The organism is Nocardia farcinica, from assembly GCF_029867845.1.
GTDB classification, from domain to species: Bacteria; Actinomycetota; Actinomycetes; order Mycobacteriales; family Mycobacteriaceae; genus Nocardia; species Nocardia farcinica_A.
Map to the genome: position 1 here is coordinate 1 of NZ_JARWRU010001125.1, position 15852 is coordinate 15852.

The following is a 15852-nucleotide window of genomic DNA, read 5'->3' on the forward strand; positions in this document are numbered from 1 at the left end:
CTATCCCTTCTTTTTTTTTTGGGTTTGGTGGCCTTTTTTTTTTTTATATGTGCGGGGCCGCCCCCGGCACCTGCGGGCGGTTGGGGGGGGGGGCGCCGTGCTCGTTCCGATCGCCGAATCAGTCCCGGCGGCAATCGATCACGGGTAGGTGGACCCGGTGAAGAAGTCGCCGGTCGAGGAGCCGAGCCCGGCGTCGGGCGTGGAGGAGCCGAGTCCCGCGTCACCCGTGGACGATCCGGTGAAGAAATCGCCCGTGCCCGCGATGAGATCGTGGGCCACCTCGCGAATCGCCCCGAGAACCGTTCCGGCCGCCTCCGACGCGGCCGGATGCAGTAACAGATCCAGATAGGCGCTCATGTGCGCCCCCTTTCATGCACCGCCGCCGAGACGGCGGTAGTGGTGTGAGGTAGAACACCGGCAGGCTAGCCGCCCTCCGGGCAACGCACAACCATGCAGGTGAGAGACTGAAAACAGATGTGAAATATAGCCTTTCGCTATCTGTTCGCAACTTTGGCGACCGCTCGGCTACTCTGCCAGATATGCCTGCACGCCCCGCCACCGTCGACCGCCTGCGCCCGTTCGGCGCCACGATCTTCGCCGAGATGACCGAACTCGCCGTCGCGCACGACGCGGTGAACCTGGGTCAGGGCTTCCCCGATTTCGACGGACCGGAGAGCATGCTCGAGGTGGCCCGCCGGGCCATCGCCGACGGCGTCAACCAGTACCCGCCCGGACGCGGAATGCCGGTGCTGCGCAAGGCCATCGCCGCCGACCGGCTGCGCCGCTACGGCACCGCCTACGATCCCGACCGCGAGATCCTGGTGACCGTCGGCGCGACCGAGGCCATCAGCGCCACTCTGCTCGGGCTGGTCGAACCCGGTCAGGAAGTCGTGCTGATCGAGCCGTACTACGACTCCTACTCCGCCGCCGTCGCCCTCGCCGGGGCCAGGCGCCGCACCGCCCGGCTCGTCCCGGACGGCGACCGGTTCGTCCTGGACGTCGACAGCCTGCGCGCCGCCGTCACACCCGACACCCGGCTGATCCTGCTGAACACCCCGCACAATCCGACCGGCGCGGTGCTCTCGCGCGCCGAGCTGACCGCGATCGCCGAGATCGCCTGCGAGCACGACCTGATCGTGGTGACCGACGAGGTCTACGAGCACCTGGTCTACGACGGGGCCGAGCACATCAGCATGTCCACGCTGCCCGGCATGGCCGAGCGCACCGTGGTGATCTCCAGCGCCGCCAAGACCTTCAGCGTGACGGGCTGGAAGATCGGCTGGGTGTGCGCGCCCGCCTACCTGCTCGACGGGGTGCTCGCGGCCAAGCAGTTCCTGACCTTCGTCGGCGGCGGCCCCTTCCAGCCCGCCGTCGCGCACGCGCTCACCGAGGAGATGGACTGGGTGGCGCGGCTGCGGGATGCGCTGTCGGACCGGCGGACGCGGCTGTCGGCGGCGCTGGCCGCGTGCGGTTTCGAGGTCAAGGCCAGCGACGGCGGGTATTTCGTGTGCGCCGACATCACCCCGCTCGGGGAGACCGACGGCCTGGCCTTCTGCCGGGAGCTGCCCGCGGCGCTCGGGGTGGCGGCCGTGCCGGTCTCGGTGTTCGCCGATGACCGACAGCCGTGGGAGTCGCTGGTGCGGTTCACCTTCTGCAAGCGCGATCAGACTCTCGACGAGGGCGTGCGGCGGCTGCGGGAGAAAGCCGCGCGCGCCGGGAATGAGCACTGATCGGCGAACCGCCGGGAAACCCTGACACGATCCGACCGGGTTGGCTGCGACGATTCGCCGCATGACGACCAAGTACTACACCGCCGCCAGCCTCGACGGCTTCCTCGCCGACCCCGACAACTCCCTGACCTGGCTGTTCGCCGTCGACGACGACGGCCGCAGCAGCGGGGAGATCGACGAGTTCATGACGGGCATGCGCGCCATGTGCATGGGCGCGACCACCTACGAGTGGCTGCTGGCCAACGAGGGCGCCGACATCTGGGAGAAGACTTACGGCGACATGCCCACCTGGATCTTCACCCACCGCGAGCTGCCGCCCATCCCCGGCGCGAACCTGCGCTTCGTCTCCGGCGACGTCACCGCCGTGCACCGGGAGATGGCCGTGGTCGCGGGCCAACACGACATCTGGGTGCTGGGCGGCGGCGATCTGGCCGCACAGATCGCCGACGCGGGCCTGCTCGACGAGATCATCGTCTCCATCGCCCCCGTCACCCTCGGTGCGGGCGCACCCCTGCTGCCCCGCCGCATCCTCTCCGACCGGCTGCGCCTGACCGCCACGGCGACCATGGGGCAGTTCGCGGTGCTCAGCTACACCCTGAGCGCCCCGGCCTGAGCCGGGTGAGCCGCGCCGGGCCTGCCGCCCGGGCCGGGGCCGGGCCACCCGGCGCGCCGACGCGGCAGGTCTCGGGTGCCGAGCCGCGGCAGGTCGATCAGCTCCGGTCCCGCCTACGGACCGGAGACTGCGCGGCGCTCCGGCCGGTCTGCCTTCGCCACGGCATGACCGCGGCGCCCAGCAGGAGTGTCAGGCCGAATCCGCCGAGCATGGCCACGCCGATCAGGACGACGAAGTGTTCGTACACGGGTGCTCCGACGCGAAAGAACTCATCGTGCGCGAGTGAGATGTCGAACAGAGCCGGTCTGGCCGTCACGGTCTCACCCCTGGTGACCATGGACAGATGGACCACCCGTCCTTCCCCGGTGACCAGGCCTTCGCCCTTCTCACTGTCCCTGCCCCACATGCTCCCGATCGAACTCCGGGTCACCTCGACCTGGACCTCGTCGCCGTAGCCGAGGTAGTAGGCAGCGGCGTTGATCGGAGCGACCGTCAACAGCAGGCCGCCCAGTGTGAAGACGAGGCCGATCACGCCGCACAGAGTTTTCACGATCGCCGGTGGAAGGCGGGATTCCCGCTGCGGCCCAGGTCGCCTCGGCGTCAGGAAGTGGTCGTGCGCGTTCATGGTGCCCCCCGATACCTCTGTGCCCCGGATACTCCTGTTCCCCTGGAGCTTTCGACCTTACCGGTCCGGCGCGGCGCGGTCGGGCCGGGACCGGGCGGGGGCGCAGAGCCGTCGCATGCGGTCAGCGAGCTCTCCGGCCCGCCGGTGCTGCCCTGCCCCGCCACGGCACGACGGCGTTGTACAGCAGCGCCGCCCCGAACCCGCCGATCACCACCACGCCGAGCAGTGAGAAGAAGCGCCGGTACACCGGGGCGCCCGCCCGATAGGCCTCGACGCCCCCGGGCGTCAGGGCGACCAGCACCGGCCTGGCCGTGACGATTTCGCCCTCGTCCACCCCGTACAGCTCGACCACCCGTCCGTCACCGACCACCCGGCCCTCGCCCGCGCGATTGCCCTTGCCCGGCAGGTCTCCCACCGAACCCCTGGTCACCTCGACCCGCAGTTCGTCGCCGTAGCCGAGGTAGTAGGCGGCGGCATTCACCGACTCGGTGGCCAGCGCCAGGGCGAACAGCACGCACGCCACGCCAACCAGCCCGGCCAGGACCTTCCCGGCAGCGGACCGGAGCCCGGCCTTCTTCCCCGGCCCCGGCCGCGGCGGCGACCCGAAGCCCTCGTGTTCGTGCACCACGCCCCCTGTGCGGGCCTGTCCCAACGTCTTTCGACCATACCCGGCACGCGCGGCGCGATCTCGGCCTCGGCCGGATGCCCCGGCCGATCCGGTCGGCGAGCCGACCGGGTGTTCCTGGTCTCCGCACAGGCCCCGCCGGGCAGGCGGGTCAGGCCGGGACCGGGCGGGTGCGGTCGGTGACCAGCAGGGCGGCGACGCCGGCGAGCATCGTGCCCATGACCCAGCGCTGGGCGCGCAGCCAGAGCGGACGGCGGGTGAAGAACGTGGCAAGGCCGCCCGCGGCGAGCACGATCATGGCGTTGACGAGCAGGGCCACGGTGATCTGGACCGCGCCCAAGGTCAGGCTCTGGAGCCAGACCGGGCCGTGGCCCGGGGCGACGAACTGGGGGATGAGGGCCATGTACATGACGGCGATCTTCGGGTTCAGCAGGTTGGTGACCAGGCCCATGGTGAACAGCCGTCGGGCGGGATCGGCGGGTAGTTCGGCGGGGGTGAACACCGACACCCCGCCGGGGCGCAGCGCGTTCCAGGCCAGCCACAGCAGGTAGGCCGCGCCCGCGACCTTGACCGCCAGGTACAGCCCCGGCACCACCGCGAAGACGGCCGTGATGCCCGCGGTCGCCGCCGCCAGATAGATCGCGAAGCCCGCCGCCACCCCGGCGAGGGAGATCAGCCCGGCGCGCCTGCCCTGGGCGACCGTGCGGGAGACCAGATACATCATGTTGGGTCCGGGTGTGAGCACCATCGCCAGTGCCGCCGCCGCGACACCGAGAACCGCCGCCGTCTCGATCATGCCCACCATCCTCACCCGCCCCACCGGTGCGCGTCTCGGTCCAGTCGCGGATCACCGGCCCGCTCCACCCGCCGGACAGCGAGGAACAAATCGACCGCCGCGGGCGCTGTACCGGCGGTGATGCGCCGCGGGGGATGTCGGCGGGGTCGGGGACAATGGGGCCACACACCCCTACCGGGGAGACGGCGGCCGTTCCGCGCGGCCCGCGCGAACGGCGCGTGCCCGGGTGCGCCGAGACGAGGAGAGACTGTGACCGACGGTCCGTTGATCGTGCAGAGCGACAAGACCCTGCTGCTCGAGGTCGACCACGAACTGGCCGACGCCGCGCGGCAGGCCATCGCGCCGTTCGCCGAACTCGAACGCGCCCCCGAGCACGTGCACACCTATCGGGTCACCCCGCTGGCGCTGTGGAACGCGCGCGCGGCCGGGCACGACGCCGAGCAGGTGGTCGACGCCCTGGTCAGCTTCTCCCGCTACGCCGTGCCGCAGCCGCTGCTGGTCGACATCGTCGACACCATGGCCCGCTACGGCCGCCTCCAGCTGGTCAAGCACCCCGCGCACGGGCTCACCCTGGTCAGCCTCGATCGCGCCGTGCTCGAGGAGGTGCTCCGGCACAAGAAGATCGCCCCCATGCTGGGCGCGCGCATCGACGACGACACCGTGGTCGTGCATCCCTCCGAGCGTGGCCGGATCAAGCAGATGCTGCTCAAGATCGGCTGGCCCGCCGAGGACCTGGCCGGTTACGTCGACGGCGAGGCGCACCCGATCGAGCTCGACTACGAGGGCGGGCACTGGCGGTTGCGCGACTACCAGGAGCTGGCCGCCGACTCGTTCTGGGCGGGTGGCTCCGGCGTGGTGGTGCTGCCCTGCGGCGCGGGCAAGACCATGGTCGGCGCGGCCGCCATGGCCAAGGCCAAGGCCACCACTCTGATCCTGGTGACCAACACGGTCGCGGGCAGGCAGTGGCGGCGCGAGCTGCTGGCGCGCACCTCGCTGACCGAGGACGAGATCGGCGAGTATTCCGGCGAGCGCAAGGAGATCCGCCCGGTCACCATCGCCACCTACCAGGTGATCACCCGCCGCACCAAGGGCGAGTACAAGCACCTCGAGCTGTTCGACAGCCGCGACTGGGGCCTGGTCATCTACGACGAGGTGCATCTGCTGCCCGCGCCGGTCTTCCGCATGACCGCCGATCTGCAGTCCCGGCGCAGGCTCGGCCTGACCGCCACCCTGGTGCGCGAGGACGGGCGCGAGGGCGATGTGTTCTCCCTCATCGGCCCCAAGCGCTACGACGCGCCGTGGAAGGACATCGAGGCGCAGGGCTGGATCGCGCCCGCCGAGTGCGTCGAGGTGCGCGTCACTCTCACCGACGCCGAGCGGATGGCCTACGCCACCGCCGAGCCGGAGGAGCGCTACAAGCTGTGCTCGACCGCGCGCACCAAGATCGCGGTGGTCGAGTCCATCCTCGACCGGCACCCGGACTCGCAGAAGCTGGTCATCGGCGCCTATCTGGAACAGCTGGAGGAACTCGGGGCGGAGCTGGACGCGCCGGTCATCCAGGGTTCGACCAAGACCAGGGAACGCGAGGCGTTGTTCGACGCCTTCCGCCGCGGCGAGATCCCGGTGCTCGTGGTGAGCAAGGTCGCCAACTTCTCCATCGACCTGCCGGAGGCGTCGGTGGCGGTGCAGGTGTCGGGCACCTTCGGTTCGCGCCAGGAGGAAGCGCAGCGACTGGGCAGGCTGTTGCGGCCCAAACACGACGGCGGGCAGGCACACTTCTATTCGGTGGTCGCGCGCGACACCCTCGACGCCGAGTACGCCGCCCACCGGCAGCGTTTCCTCGCCGAACAGGGGTATGCCTACCGCATCACCGACGCCGACGACCTGCTCGGCCCGGCGATCGGCTGATCCTCCCGGCCCGCGGGAGACAGGCGGCTCTAGGTGTGCGGGATGCGGCAGAATAAGCGGAGGAACAACCTCCACAACGTGTGCTAGGAAGAATACGTGCGAAGCTTCGAATTCGCGGTGGACCGGGGGCATGCACACGCGGTGAACGAGGTGCTCGCCGACCTGCGCCGCCGCCGCCTGCTCGCGATCGCCGTCGCGATCGTGTCCGCGGTGGTGACCGCCCTGCTGGTCCGTCTCGACCATCCGTGGTCCTACCTGCTCGCGGTGGCGACGGTGCTCGGCACCGTGGTCGCGCTGTGGGTGGCGTTGCGCGCCCCGCGCCGCGCCGGCATCGAGCATCTCTACGCCACCGGCGAACTGGTGCCCGCGGTGATCTCGCACATCCGCCCGCGCGCCCTTGTGCTCATGGCCCTCGTCGATGTGGCGGGCCCCGGCGCGTCCGGCCCGCGCTACGCCCTGGTGACCCGCCGCGTGCGGGATCTGCCCGGCCACGACCGTCGCCCCGGCGAGCGGGTGCCCGCGGTGGCGGTGCGCATCGACGCGGCGCCGAGGCAGGTGGGGGAGCGCTGGCAGTCGGTCAACGCCATGCCCATCGCCTGGGGCACCACCGACGCCGAGGTCATCGAACGCGCCCGCGCCGCCATCAGCGAGGCCGAATGGCGGCTGCTCGCCGACAATCTCGCGCTCGCGGAGAAGGTGCGGCGCACCGCGGCCAAGCGCCTGCTGCTCGATCACCGGCAGTTGCCCGACCTCGGCGGCTGAGCCGTGCGGGGGCCCGCCGCGACATCCGGGTGACGGCGCGTCGGGCGGCTGGGCGATTCCGAAGCGCTAGCGTGCACGGTGGACCCGGCCGGGGTGGCCGGGCGGCGGCGGGTGAGAGGGGTGGTGCGGGGTGCGTTCCGCGGTTCTGGGCGCGATGCTGGCCGGGGTGCTGCTCGTCGGGCCGGGCGGGGCCGTGGCGCAGGCCGGCCCGTTCACCGGGGCGCCCGGGCTCGGCGACCCCTACTACCCGCTGGACGGCAACGGCGGCTACGACGTGCGCCACTACGACCTCGACCTCGCTTACGACCCGCCGAGCAGGCGGCTGGACGGCACGGCCCGCATCGACGCGGTGAGCACCCAGCCGCTGCGCGCGTTCAACCTCGACTACCAGGGACCCGCGGTCACCGCGGTCACCGTCAACCGGCTGCCCGCCGCCTTCGAGCGCAACGGCGAACACGAGCTCACCGTCACCCCGCTGCTGCCGTTGCTGCCCGGGCTGCCGTTCACCGTCGAGGTGCGCTACGGCGGCGAGGTGACCGAGAACGCCGGTGCAGGCTGGACCTTCACCCCCGGCGGCGGCGCCTTCGTGGCGGGCGAGCCACACGCGGCCACCAGTTGGTATCCGCTCAACGACACCCCGCTGGACAAGGCCACCTTCACCCTGCGCGCCACGGTGCCCGTCGAATGGCAGGTGGCCTCCATCGGCAGGCGCACCGCCGACATCGTGACCGGGGGTTCGCGCACCGTCACCTGGGAGTCGCGGGAGCCGGTCGTCGGCTACCTGACCACGGTGGCCGTCGACCGCTTCACCTTCCTCGACCAGCGCCGCGCCGACGGCACCCCGCTGCTGAGCGCCTTCGCCCCCGGTGCCCGGGACAAGACCGGGCTGGAACGCCGGGTGCCGGAGATCATCGACTTCGCCGAACAGCTCTTCGGGCCCTACCCGTTCGACACCGCGGGCGGCATCCACCTCGACACCGACCTGCCGTTCTCGCTGGAGACCCAGACCCGCCCGCTGTACGCGCCGTGGGCGGATCTGAACACGGTGGTGCACGAGATCGCCCACCAGTGGTGGGGCAACGCGGTGACGCTGCGGAGCTGGTCCGACATCTGCTTGCACGAGTGCTTCGCCGCCTACACCGCCGACATCCTGTGGCCGGAGCGGACGGCGGGCGTCGACGCCGACGCGCTGTACCAGGCCGCGCTGGACGAACTGGGCGACGGGGCGGAGATCTGGCAGATCCCGCTGTACGACCCCGGCGCGGGCCGCGAGTTCGGGCCGGTCTATTACCGTGGTCCGCTGTTCCTGCACGCGCTGCGCCGCGCGGTCGGCGACCGCGTCTTCTTCGCCGCCCTACCGGAATTCCTCGCCCGCCACGCCTACGGCAATGCCTCCATGGCCGATTTCCGCGCCTTCGTGCAGTCGAGGACCGATCGCGATCTGACCGGCTTCTTCACCGCTTGGCTGGAGGGGACGACGCGGCCGCCCGCGGAGTATCTCCATCCGGCGCAACCGGGGCCGCGCGGCTGACCGCGGCCAGGGACAACCGTTCCACCCGCTCACGCGCCCGCCGCACCCGGTGTTCGGCGCGCTCGGCCCGGCGGCGCGCGGTCTCCAGTTCGTCGCGGGCGCGGCGTTGCGCGGTGCGGGCGAAACGACGCTGCTGTTCGGCGTGGGCGAGTTCGGCGCGCAGCCGTTCCATCTCGGCGTCGCAGCGCAGCAGGGCCCGGTCGGTGCGCTCGACCTCAGCGTCGGCGGATTCGACCGTCTCGCGCTCGGTGTCCAGTGCGGCGAGCAGGTCGTCGAGTTCGCCGCGCGCACGGTCCAGTTCGCGTCGGGCGCGGTTGGTCGCGGCTGCCGCGCCGGCCCGCGCGCCGCGCTCGGCCGTCGTGCCGGTCTCGTCCGTCCGCCGTTTCCCGTCCCGGCCCCTCGGCCGGGCGTGATCCGTGCCGGTCTTCTTCGCGCGGTCTCGTCGGTCTGCCTCGCCGCTGGTGACGGACGCACGACGCTCTTTCCCGCCGGTCTCCGGTGCCCCGCCGGTCCGTTCCCGACCGGGTTCGCCGGTATCGGTCTCGTGGCGGGCAGCGCCCCTGCCTTTACGCCGCCCGGTCTCCCGCGCCCCGCCGTCCACCGCGACCAGGTCGGGTCCGGCGGGCCCGAACCCGGAGTACGTGGCGGCGGTGGCGAGCGTGCCGGTGCGGACCCGCTCGGCGACCTCCGGGTCGGCCAGGGCGGCGTTGAGTGTCTGCACGACTTCGCGGACGGCGTTGTCGGACAGTTTCTTTCCCCGCTCGGCGACCAGTTCCCCGGCTCTGCGGGCCAGCGCGGAGACCGCCCGCTGCCGCTGGGTGGTGAGCGTGCGCAACTGCTCGCCGGACAGCGATCGTTGCGCCCGGCGCAGGGCCTCGCCGAGGTCGAGCAGCGCGGCCAGTTCGTCGGCCGCCTGCCGGGCGAGGAGGTCGACGGCCCAGGCGGTGAGGGTGGGTTTGCGCAGGGCGGCGATGGCCGCGGCCAGTTCCTTGTCGCCTGCTCGCCTGGCGGCGGCCGCGCGTTCGTCCCTGGCCGCGACGAAATCGGCCGGTACCCGGGCGTACAAGTCGACGGCGACCTCATCGAGCGGCATACTGGCCAAGCGTAACGATCGAGCCTCGGGAAGCGACACAGTCCTTGAACTGGACGAACGTCCATTTTCGTGGCGATTCTCTGAAAGGCTTCTGTCCGTGGAAAATTCCGGTTACCTGCTCCTCGGTTCGCTCCTGCCGCGCATCATCGGCCTGTCCCTGCTCGGCATGCAGGGGCTGAGCCTCTGAGCCCGGCCGCGGGGCCGCGCCGGGTCGGGGGCGGACAACCGCGGCACGCACGCGGGTATCCTCCTCGTCGTTCACGAAAAATCCACCGTGAACGACATTCGGTGAGAGAGGTTTTCACGTGAAGTTCCGGGGACCGAGGCTGCTGGCGCGCGTCGTGCTCGCCCTCCTGGCGGCGGCTGCGCTCGCGGTCGTGATGAGTGGCTGTTCGGCCATCGACGACGCGGCGAAGTCCGATGTGGCCAAGACGAAGGTCGGCGACTGCGTCAACATCACCGACAACACGCCGACGGCCACCGAGGGCGAACCGGCCGACTGCTCCTCGCCGCAGGCGGTCTACAAGGTGCACTCCAGCTCCGACGAGGAGACCCAGTGCGCCTCCAGCGAGTACACCAGCTACACCGAACAGCTGCCCACCGGCGGCACCACGTTCCTGTGCCTGGCCCCCAACTTCGCGCAGGACGCCTGCTACAACGACGTGGGCAGCTCGCCCTACAAGTGGGTCGACTGCTCCTCGCCCGACGCCACCTTCAAGGTCGTGCAGCGCATCGACGGCGAGACCGACGAACTGCTCTGCGAGAGCGGCGAGGAATTCATCGTCGTCTCCGAACCCGCGACGCTGTTCTGCCTGAGCGCCCCCACCGCGTAGGCACGTATCCGGCCCGAACCGGCCCGAACCGGCCCGCTCCGACCCGGGGCGCGGCCGGTTCGTCCTTTTTCTCCGCCTCTCGCGCGGATCACTCCAGCAGCGCGACCGAGGCGATGCGATGCAGGGTGAAGTGCCGGACCGCGCCGGTCACGGTGTCGAGCGCGTCGAGCCTGCCGTTGCCGATCTGCAACGGCTCGACCACCCGCTGGATGGCCTTGCCCTGGGCATCGACATAGGAGATGTTGACCGGCCGTCGCGCCCGCGCCGCCAATTGCAGCAGCGCCAGCGTGGCGGCCGTGCTCGTCCTCGTGCCGTCCGAGCGCACCGCCTGTCCCGAGCGCGCCCCCGCCGCCCGCTCACCGGCGCGCAGCTCGGCCACCAGCAGGGCCAGCTGCTCGGGGTTGGGCGGCACCGGCCGGTAGGCCTGCCTGGCATTGGGTCTGGTCGGGATGCGGGCGCCGCGCGGGCGCAGATCCACCAGCCCACCGGAGGCGTCCTCGCCCGCCGGCGCGAAACCGGCCTCGCGCAGACGGGCAAGCACCTCGCCCAGCGGCGCCTGGGCGATCGCCACCGTCGGGGCCACCGCCCGCAGCGCGAGCAGGTCCGCCACCGGCGCGGACAACACCTGCGCCAGCAGCGCCGGATCGTCGCTGCGCACGAACGACTGCGCCATGCCCGCCCGCAACTGCCCGTGCCTGCGCGCCACATCGTCGATGAGATAGGTCAGCGCCTGCGGCACCGGGGTGCGCGAGCGGGTGGCGAACAGGCTGTGCAGTTCGGCGGCGGTCAGGCCCGCGTCCAGCGCCCGGCGCACCGAGTCCGCGCCGATCCGGTAGACCGTGGCCGCGCCCGCCGACTCGATGTCGGCCACCAGGGCCATCCGCTTGGCCAGCTCCCCGACCAGCGGTCCGGGGGCGATCACGGTCAGATCCGCCTGCACCAGCACGTGATCCACCGGATCGGGCAGCGCGGCGTCCATCTCCGCCTCGGCGTCGGCGGCCGAGCTGACCGTCTCGTGCAGCAGCGCCCTGGCGGCGGGAGCCAGCGCCCCGCGCCCGAGCAGGCCGAGCGCCGAGGCCTCCGCGATGGTGTGCTCGACGGCCTCGCGGCGGAAGTGCCTTCGCCTGCGCGGTTGCCGCCAGGCCAGCACCCGACCGAGGTCGGCGGGGTCGAGCGCGGTGCCCGAGGGCTGTTCGGCGAGCAGGCCGAGGATCGCGCGCCGGTCGCGCGGGGCGTAGGGGACACGCAGCTCGGCCGAGAGCGCGGCCAATGGCTTGTCGTTGGCGTCGCGCATGCCGATCATCCACGGCATCCGGTCCAGATCCAGCCACACCATCGCCAGCACCGTCCAGCGGCGGGCGGGCGGTCCGTCCAGCCAGGCGTCCGAGGCGGGGGTGGGCGCCCAGAAATCGTCCACCGTGTCGAGGTCGGGCGCCGGGTCGGGCAGGCCCTTCTCGATCAGCTTGGCGGCGGCGAGCACCTCGATCAACAGCGCGGCCCGCTGCTCGTCGATGCCGGTCTGCTTGGCGACCCGGCGCAGCTCCCGCACACCGAGTCCGCCCGCGCGCAGGGCGGGAGCGGGGGTGTTGCCGAGGGCGGCGAGGATGTCGGCGCAGTGGCGCAGCAGTTCCCCCACCTCGCCCGCGGCGACCGCGGCCACCTCGGCGGGGGTGTGGGTGTGCGGACGGGCGCGCGGCGGGGTCAGCACGTCGGGGGCGGTGACCGGTTCGCGGCGCAGCAGCTGGCCGACGGTGACCGGCAGTTCCACGGTCTCGTCGTCGACGCGGTCGAGCAGGCGCCGCGCGATCAGCCGGGGCACGGGCCGGTCCGCGGGCGCGTCCGGGGCGGCGTCCCTGGTGCGGCCGCGTGGGCCGGTGGTGGCCAGCTTGTCCAGCAGCGCGCGCTCGGCCGGGTCGAGTTCGGCCAGCGCCGCCTCGATCTCGGGTTCGGTGAGCGCGTCCGACAGTTCCACCGCCGCGCCCTGCGGCCAGGGCAGCGCCTCGGCCGCCGCGGGCACCAGGCGCAGCGTGTCGCCGTCGAACCAGACCAGCGCCCGCCCGGTCAGCCGCTCCAGAGCGGCCTCCATCGCGGCCTTGGTGGCCCTGCCCTTCCACAGCGCGTACAGGCCCTTGCGGGTCAGCGGTTCGGCGTGGTCGCGGGCACGGGTGGCCAGCAGGTCGATGATCGCGAATTCCAGCGTGTTCAGATCGTCGCAGGCCCGCAGCACCGAGGCCCGCTGCTCGGCGCGTCCCGCCAGCACCGTCATGGAGGAGGGCAGCGGCACGGCCAGATCGGGACGGGCCTGCAACAGCGCGACCAGCTGGGCATCGCCGCGGGATGCCAGCCACCCCGCCAGGGACTCGGTCGTGCTCATCCTGACCACCCTACGACGCCCTTCGCGCCGCACCGGCGGCACGCCGGATTCGGACCGTGCCAGAATGACCTTGTGGCAAACAAAACGAAGAAGTCCTATGTGGACAATGGATGGCCCGAGGTGGCCGACGGTGATCACGCGGTCACCGAGCTCGCTGCCAGCCGGGCTGGCAATCTCTCGCCCTACGGGGAGGACGTCGAGTTCCCCCTGCCCGCGGAGAAGCTGCCGTACCGGCACCCGTACACGGTGGTCAACCGCTGATCCGGGACGTGTCGCAGAGTGCGACAAGGCCCCCGCCGGAAGAGGCGGGGGCCTTGTTCGTTTCTGCGCTGTTCGTCCCTGCGCTGTCGGCTGTTCGTCTCGGAGCCGGTCGGTCTCGCGGCCGTTCGCTGCCCACTGCCCCGGCAGCTCGCGCGCGCCACGATCAGCTCGCCCTGACGATCAGCTCGCCCTGACGATCAGGAGGGCAGCAGGTTCTTGTTGGCCTCGAAGAAGTTGACCACGTGCGGATCCAGCTGCACATTGCTGGACTTGGCGGCCTCGAAGAAGTCGAGCGCGGACTGCGGGATCTGCACGCCCTGCTGCTGCACGGTGGCGATGGCGCGATCCACGGCCTGGAACAGGTCCTGGCTCTCGTTCTGGCCCTGCGGGGCGGGCTGCACCGGGTTCCAGCGCGGGGTCTCGGGCTTCGACGGCGCTTCACGCAGGGTCGGCGCGCTGCTCAGACCGAGCTTGGCGGAGCAGGAAGGCCAGGCGCCCCAGCCCTGGGAGGCGAGCACCTTCTCGGCGACCACGATCTGCTCTTCACGGGTGGCCTGGTTCGCGGTCGGGGCGAATTCGCCGCCGCCGTGGGCGGTCCAGGTGCTCGGCGAGAACTGCAGGCCGCCGTGGTAACCGTTGCCGGTGTTGATGCCCCAGTTGCCGCCGGCCTCGCACTGCGCGAGGCGATCCCAGTCGGAGTCGGGAGCCGCGCTGGCGTTTCCGGCAAGGGCGGCACTCGCGGTACCGAAGATCGCGCCGGTGACGGCGACCTTGGCAACAGTGCGCCCGGTGGAGGTCGGCTTGCGATGGCGTCCACTCATATCGGGTGTCTTCCTCTCGTACGCACCTGCGAGGATTCGCTCGGGTTCGGACTGAGAGGTCGTCCGTCCCGCCCTCACCCCTGAGGCCGTCGGGTGTCCGGTACCCGCGGGGCGAGGTTCGGTGCGGCGGGCCGGTGGTGCCGGGAATCCCCGGCTGGAGATAGACGGTACGACGGTCGCCGGGAAAAATCACTATTTGGTAACCGGCGCGTGGAGCCAGGTCACGTATGCGTCTGGCTGCATGTGCAGGCGTCCGTGCAGCTAGACGGCGATCCCGGGGTCGTGGTGAGTGGCGCGACACTTTCGTGATCACACCGTTATGTGATGAGGATCACATTCGGGTCCGTAACGCGGGGCGGCCGGGGTAATCGGATCGGCGCCTCAGCGCGCCCGCCTGCCCGACCACAGGGCGAACACCAGTGCGAGCAGGAAACCGACCGGCGCGAGCATCGCGCACAGGTACAACCACAGCGCGGGCTCGTCGTCGGAGACGGCCGAGAAGACGAAGATCGCCACGATCGCCACCAGACCGGCGGTGAACAGCGAGAGCGCCAGTTTCAGCAGCCAGTTGCCCGAGCGGGGCGAGCCGGAACGAGGTGAGTTGGTCACCGCAGCACCGTAAAACTGATGTGCTCGGCGTATCGTCACCGGGGTAGACTCGGGGGTGATCGCGTCCTGCAGACCTGTGGGGCGCGTTCTTGTGCGCGGACCATCGGGGTCCGGGTCTCGAAACGATGAACGGGTGAGCGCAGTGCCGACCGGCCGGGTGAAGTGGTACGACGTCGAGAAGGGCTTCGGCTTCCTGTCCCAGGACGAGGGGGAGGACGTCTACGTCCGCGCCTCCGCGTTGCCCGAAGGGGTCGAAGGGCTCAAGCCCGGACAGCGCGTGGAATTCGGCATGGCCGCTGGGCGCCGCGGCCCGCAGGCGCTGAGCCTCAAGCTCATCGACGCCCCCTCGCTGCGTCAGAACCAGGCGGGCGAGCGCGGCCGCAAGGAGGCCGCGGGCCCACGCCGCGCCCCCGACGAGCTGCACGGCATGGTCGAGGACATGATCACCCTGCTCGAGACCAAGGTGCAGCCGGACCTGCGCAAGGGCCGCTACCCCGACCGCAAGACCGCGCGCACCATCTCCGAGGTCGTCCGGGCGGTCGCCCGCGAGCTCGATCACTGAGCCCTGTTCGACAGATCCCGCCCGGCTGATCCCCGCCCGACGAGCCGACAGCTGCCCGCGCCGGCCGAGACCGGTGCCGGCCGCTGTGCGTCGCGCGCGGGGACCGGTCCGCTAGCGGTCGCTCCGGCCGGCGGCCTCGTCGTCGAGCGAGCCGGTGCGGATGGACCACGAGGCGTGCGGGACCGTCGTCTCGTTGCCCTGCTCGTCGATGGCCGGGACCGGCAGCTGGATCTCCACGCCGATCATGCGCAGCCCCGGCTCCGGCTCGGACTCGATGGTCAGCGCCCGGGTGCCGGGTTCGTAGTCGGAGCGGAAGATCTCGCGGGCGAGCACCTGCTGCCCGCCGGGCGGCGCGTACAGCACGATGCCCTGCCATGGCGCGTCCACGATCTCCGAGGGCAGCGACAGCTGCAACGGGTAGCCGGGCGGCACCTCGAGATCGACCACCGGGTTCTGCCTGCAGTTCGACATCTCCAGCCGGTCCTCGCCGACCAGCCGCAGATCGCAGTACTGGTACGGGTCGACGGTGACCGCGGTGCCGTGCGCGTAGGCGGTGATGCGCGGATCGTGCCCGGGGGCGTCGCGCACCGCGATCGCCACCACGACCGCGGTGACCGCTGCCACCACGAGCACACCGAGGCCCGCCAGCACGGCGAACAGCCGCCCGTTCCGAGCCCCGCTCACCGGTCGGTTCCCACGTGCGCGCGCA

17 protein-coding genes are annotated in these 15852 nt (G+C 71.5%); 8 read left to right on the top strand and 9 right to left on the bottom strand.

Features of this window, described 5'->3' with window-relative positions; translation table 11 throughout:
• Positions 1-138: 138 nt before the first annotated feature.
• On the bottom strand, positions 139-357 hold the full coding sequence (locus QH283_RS24920; protein WP_280505369.1) for a hypothetical protein: 219 nt from the start codon (positions 355-357) through the stop codon (positions 139-141).
• Between the two features lie 182 nt (positions 358-539).
• On the opposite strand from QH283_RS24920, the gene QH283_RS24925 reads away from it, so the two are divergent.
• Positions 540-1730 (top strand): pyridoxal phosphate-dependent aminotransferase, encoded by a 1191-nt coding sequence (locus tag QH283_RS24925; protein WP_280505370.1) that lies wholly within the window; start codon positions 540-542, stop codon positions 1728-1730.
• A gap of 61 nt (positions 1731-1791) precedes the next feature.
• Positions 1792-2343, top strand: a complete 552-nt coding sequence (locus QH283_RS24930) for a dihydrofolate reductase family protein (protein ID WP_280505371.1) — start codon at positions 1792-1794, stop codon at positions 2341-2343.
• Positions 2344-2440: 97 nt separating this feature from the next.
• On the opposite strand, the gene QH283_RS24935 is transcribed toward QH283_RS24930, so the two are convergent.
• From QH283_RS24935 to QH283_RS24945, 3 genes are all read right to left on the bottom strand, one after another.
• Positions 2441-2893, bottom strand: coding sequence for a hypothetical protein (locus QH283_RS24935; protein ID WP_280505372.1), 453 nt, complete (start codon positions 2891-2893; stop codon positions 2441-2443).
• Positions 2894-3089: 196 nt separating this feature from the next.
• Positions 3090-3593 carry a hypothetical protein gene (locus tag QH283_RS24940; RefSeq protein ID WP_280505373.1) on the bottom strand — a complete coding sequence of 168 codons (504 nt, stop codon included), beginning with the start codon at positions 3591-3593 and terminating at the stop codon, positions 3090-3092.
• A gap of 151 nt (positions 3594-3744) precedes the next feature.
• Positions 3745-4389 (bottom strand): LysE family translocator, encoded by a 645-nt coding sequence (locus QH283_RS24945; RefSeq protein WP_280505374.1) that lies wholly within the window; start codon positions 4387-4389, stop codon positions 3745-3747.
• A gap of 249 nt (positions 4390-4638) precedes the next feature.
• Here QH283_RS24945 and QH283_RS24950 point away from each other — a divergent pair, with 249 nt between their 5' ends.
• From QH283_RS24950 to QH283_RS24960, 3 genes are all read left to right on the top strand, one after another.
• Positions 4639-6297, top strand: a complete 1659-nt coding sequence (locus QH283_RS24950) for a DNA repair helicase XPB (RefSeq protein WP_280505375.1) — start codon at positions 4639-4641, stop codon at positions 6295-6297.
• 96 nt (positions 6298-6393) lie between these two features.
• On the top strand, positions 6394-7059 hold the full coding sequence (locus QH283_RS24955) for a DUF3239 domain-containing protein (protein WP_280505376.1): 666 nt from the start codon (positions 6394-6396) through the stop codon (positions 7057-7059).
• Between the two features lie 130 nt (positions 7060-7189).
• Entirely contained in the window at positions 7190-8590 is a 1401-nt protein-coding gene (locus QH283_RS24960) for a M1 family metallopeptidase (RefSeq protein ID WP_280505377.1), read from the top strand.
• Here the strand turns inward: QH283_RS24960 and QH283_RS24965 are convergent.
• The gene (locus QH283_RS24965) at positions 8514-9683 is read right to left on the bottom strand and encodes a hypothetical protein (RefSeq protein WP_280505378.1); all 1170 of its coding nucleotides are present in this window, start codon (positions 9681-9683) and stop codon (positions 8514-8516) included. The genes QH283_RS24960 and QH283_RS24965 overlap by 77 nt on opposite strands.
• Positions 9684-9988: 305 nt before the next feature.
• On the opposite strand from QH283_RS24965, the gene QH283_RS24970 reads away from it, so the two are divergent.
• Positions 9989-10516, top strand: coding sequence for an LppU/SCO3897 family protein (locus QH283_RS24970; RefSeq protein ID WP_280505379.1), 528 nt, complete (start codon positions 9989-9991; stop codon positions 10514-10516).
• Between the two features lie 88 nt (positions 10517-10604).
• Here the strand turns inward: QH283_RS24970 and QH283_RS24975 are convergent, their stop codons facing one another.
• Positions 10605-12890: a helicase-associated domain-containing protein gene (locus QH283_RS24975; protein WP_280505380.1), complete on the bottom strand. Its 2286-nt coding sequence runs from the start codon at positions 12888-12890 to the stop codon at positions 10605-10607.
• 72 nt (positions 12891-12962) lie between these two features.
• On the opposite strand from QH283_RS24975, the gene QH283_RS24980 reads away from it, so the two are divergent.
• Positions 12963-13151, top strand: a complete 189-nt coding sequence (locus tag QH283_RS24980) for a hypothetical protein (protein ID WP_280505381.1) — start codon at positions 12963-12965, stop codon at positions 13149-13151.
• A 197-nt stretch (positions 13152-13348) separates the two neighbouring features.
• On the opposite strand, the gene QH283_RS24985 is transcribed toward QH283_RS24980, so the two are convergent.
• Both QH283_RS24985 and QH283_RS24990 read right to left on the bottom strand, forming a co-directional pair.
• Complete coding sequence (locus QH283_RS24985; protein WP_280505382.1) at positions 13349-13972, bottom strand: resuscitation-promoting factor Rpf1 domain-containing protein; 624 nt, start codon at positions 13970-13972, stop codon at positions 13349-13351.
• Positions 13973-14353: 381 nt separating this feature from the next.
• On the bottom strand, positions 14354-14581 hold the full coding sequence (locus QH283_RS24990; RefSeq protein WP_280505383.1) for a hypothetical protein: 228 nt from the start codon (positions 14579-14581) through the stop codon (positions 14354-14356).
• A 142-nt stretch (positions 14582-14723) separates the two neighbouring features.
• On the opposite strand from QH283_RS24990, the gene QH283_RS24995 reads away from it, so the two are divergent.
• Entirely contained in the window at positions 14724-15143 is a 420-nt protein-coding gene (locus QH283_RS24995) for a cold-shock protein (protein WP_280505393.1), read from the top strand.
• Between the two features lie 111 nt (positions 15144-15254).
• On the opposite strand, the gene QH283_RS25000 is transcribed toward QH283_RS24995, so the two are convergent.
• Positions 15255-15827 carry a DUF2771 domain-containing protein gene (locus tag QH283_RS25000; RefSeq protein WP_280505384.1) on the bottom strand — a complete coding sequence of 191 codons (573 nt, stop codon included), beginning with the start codon at positions 15825-15827 and terminating at the stop codon, positions 15255-15257.
• Positions 15828-15852 lie beyond the last annotated feature (25 nt).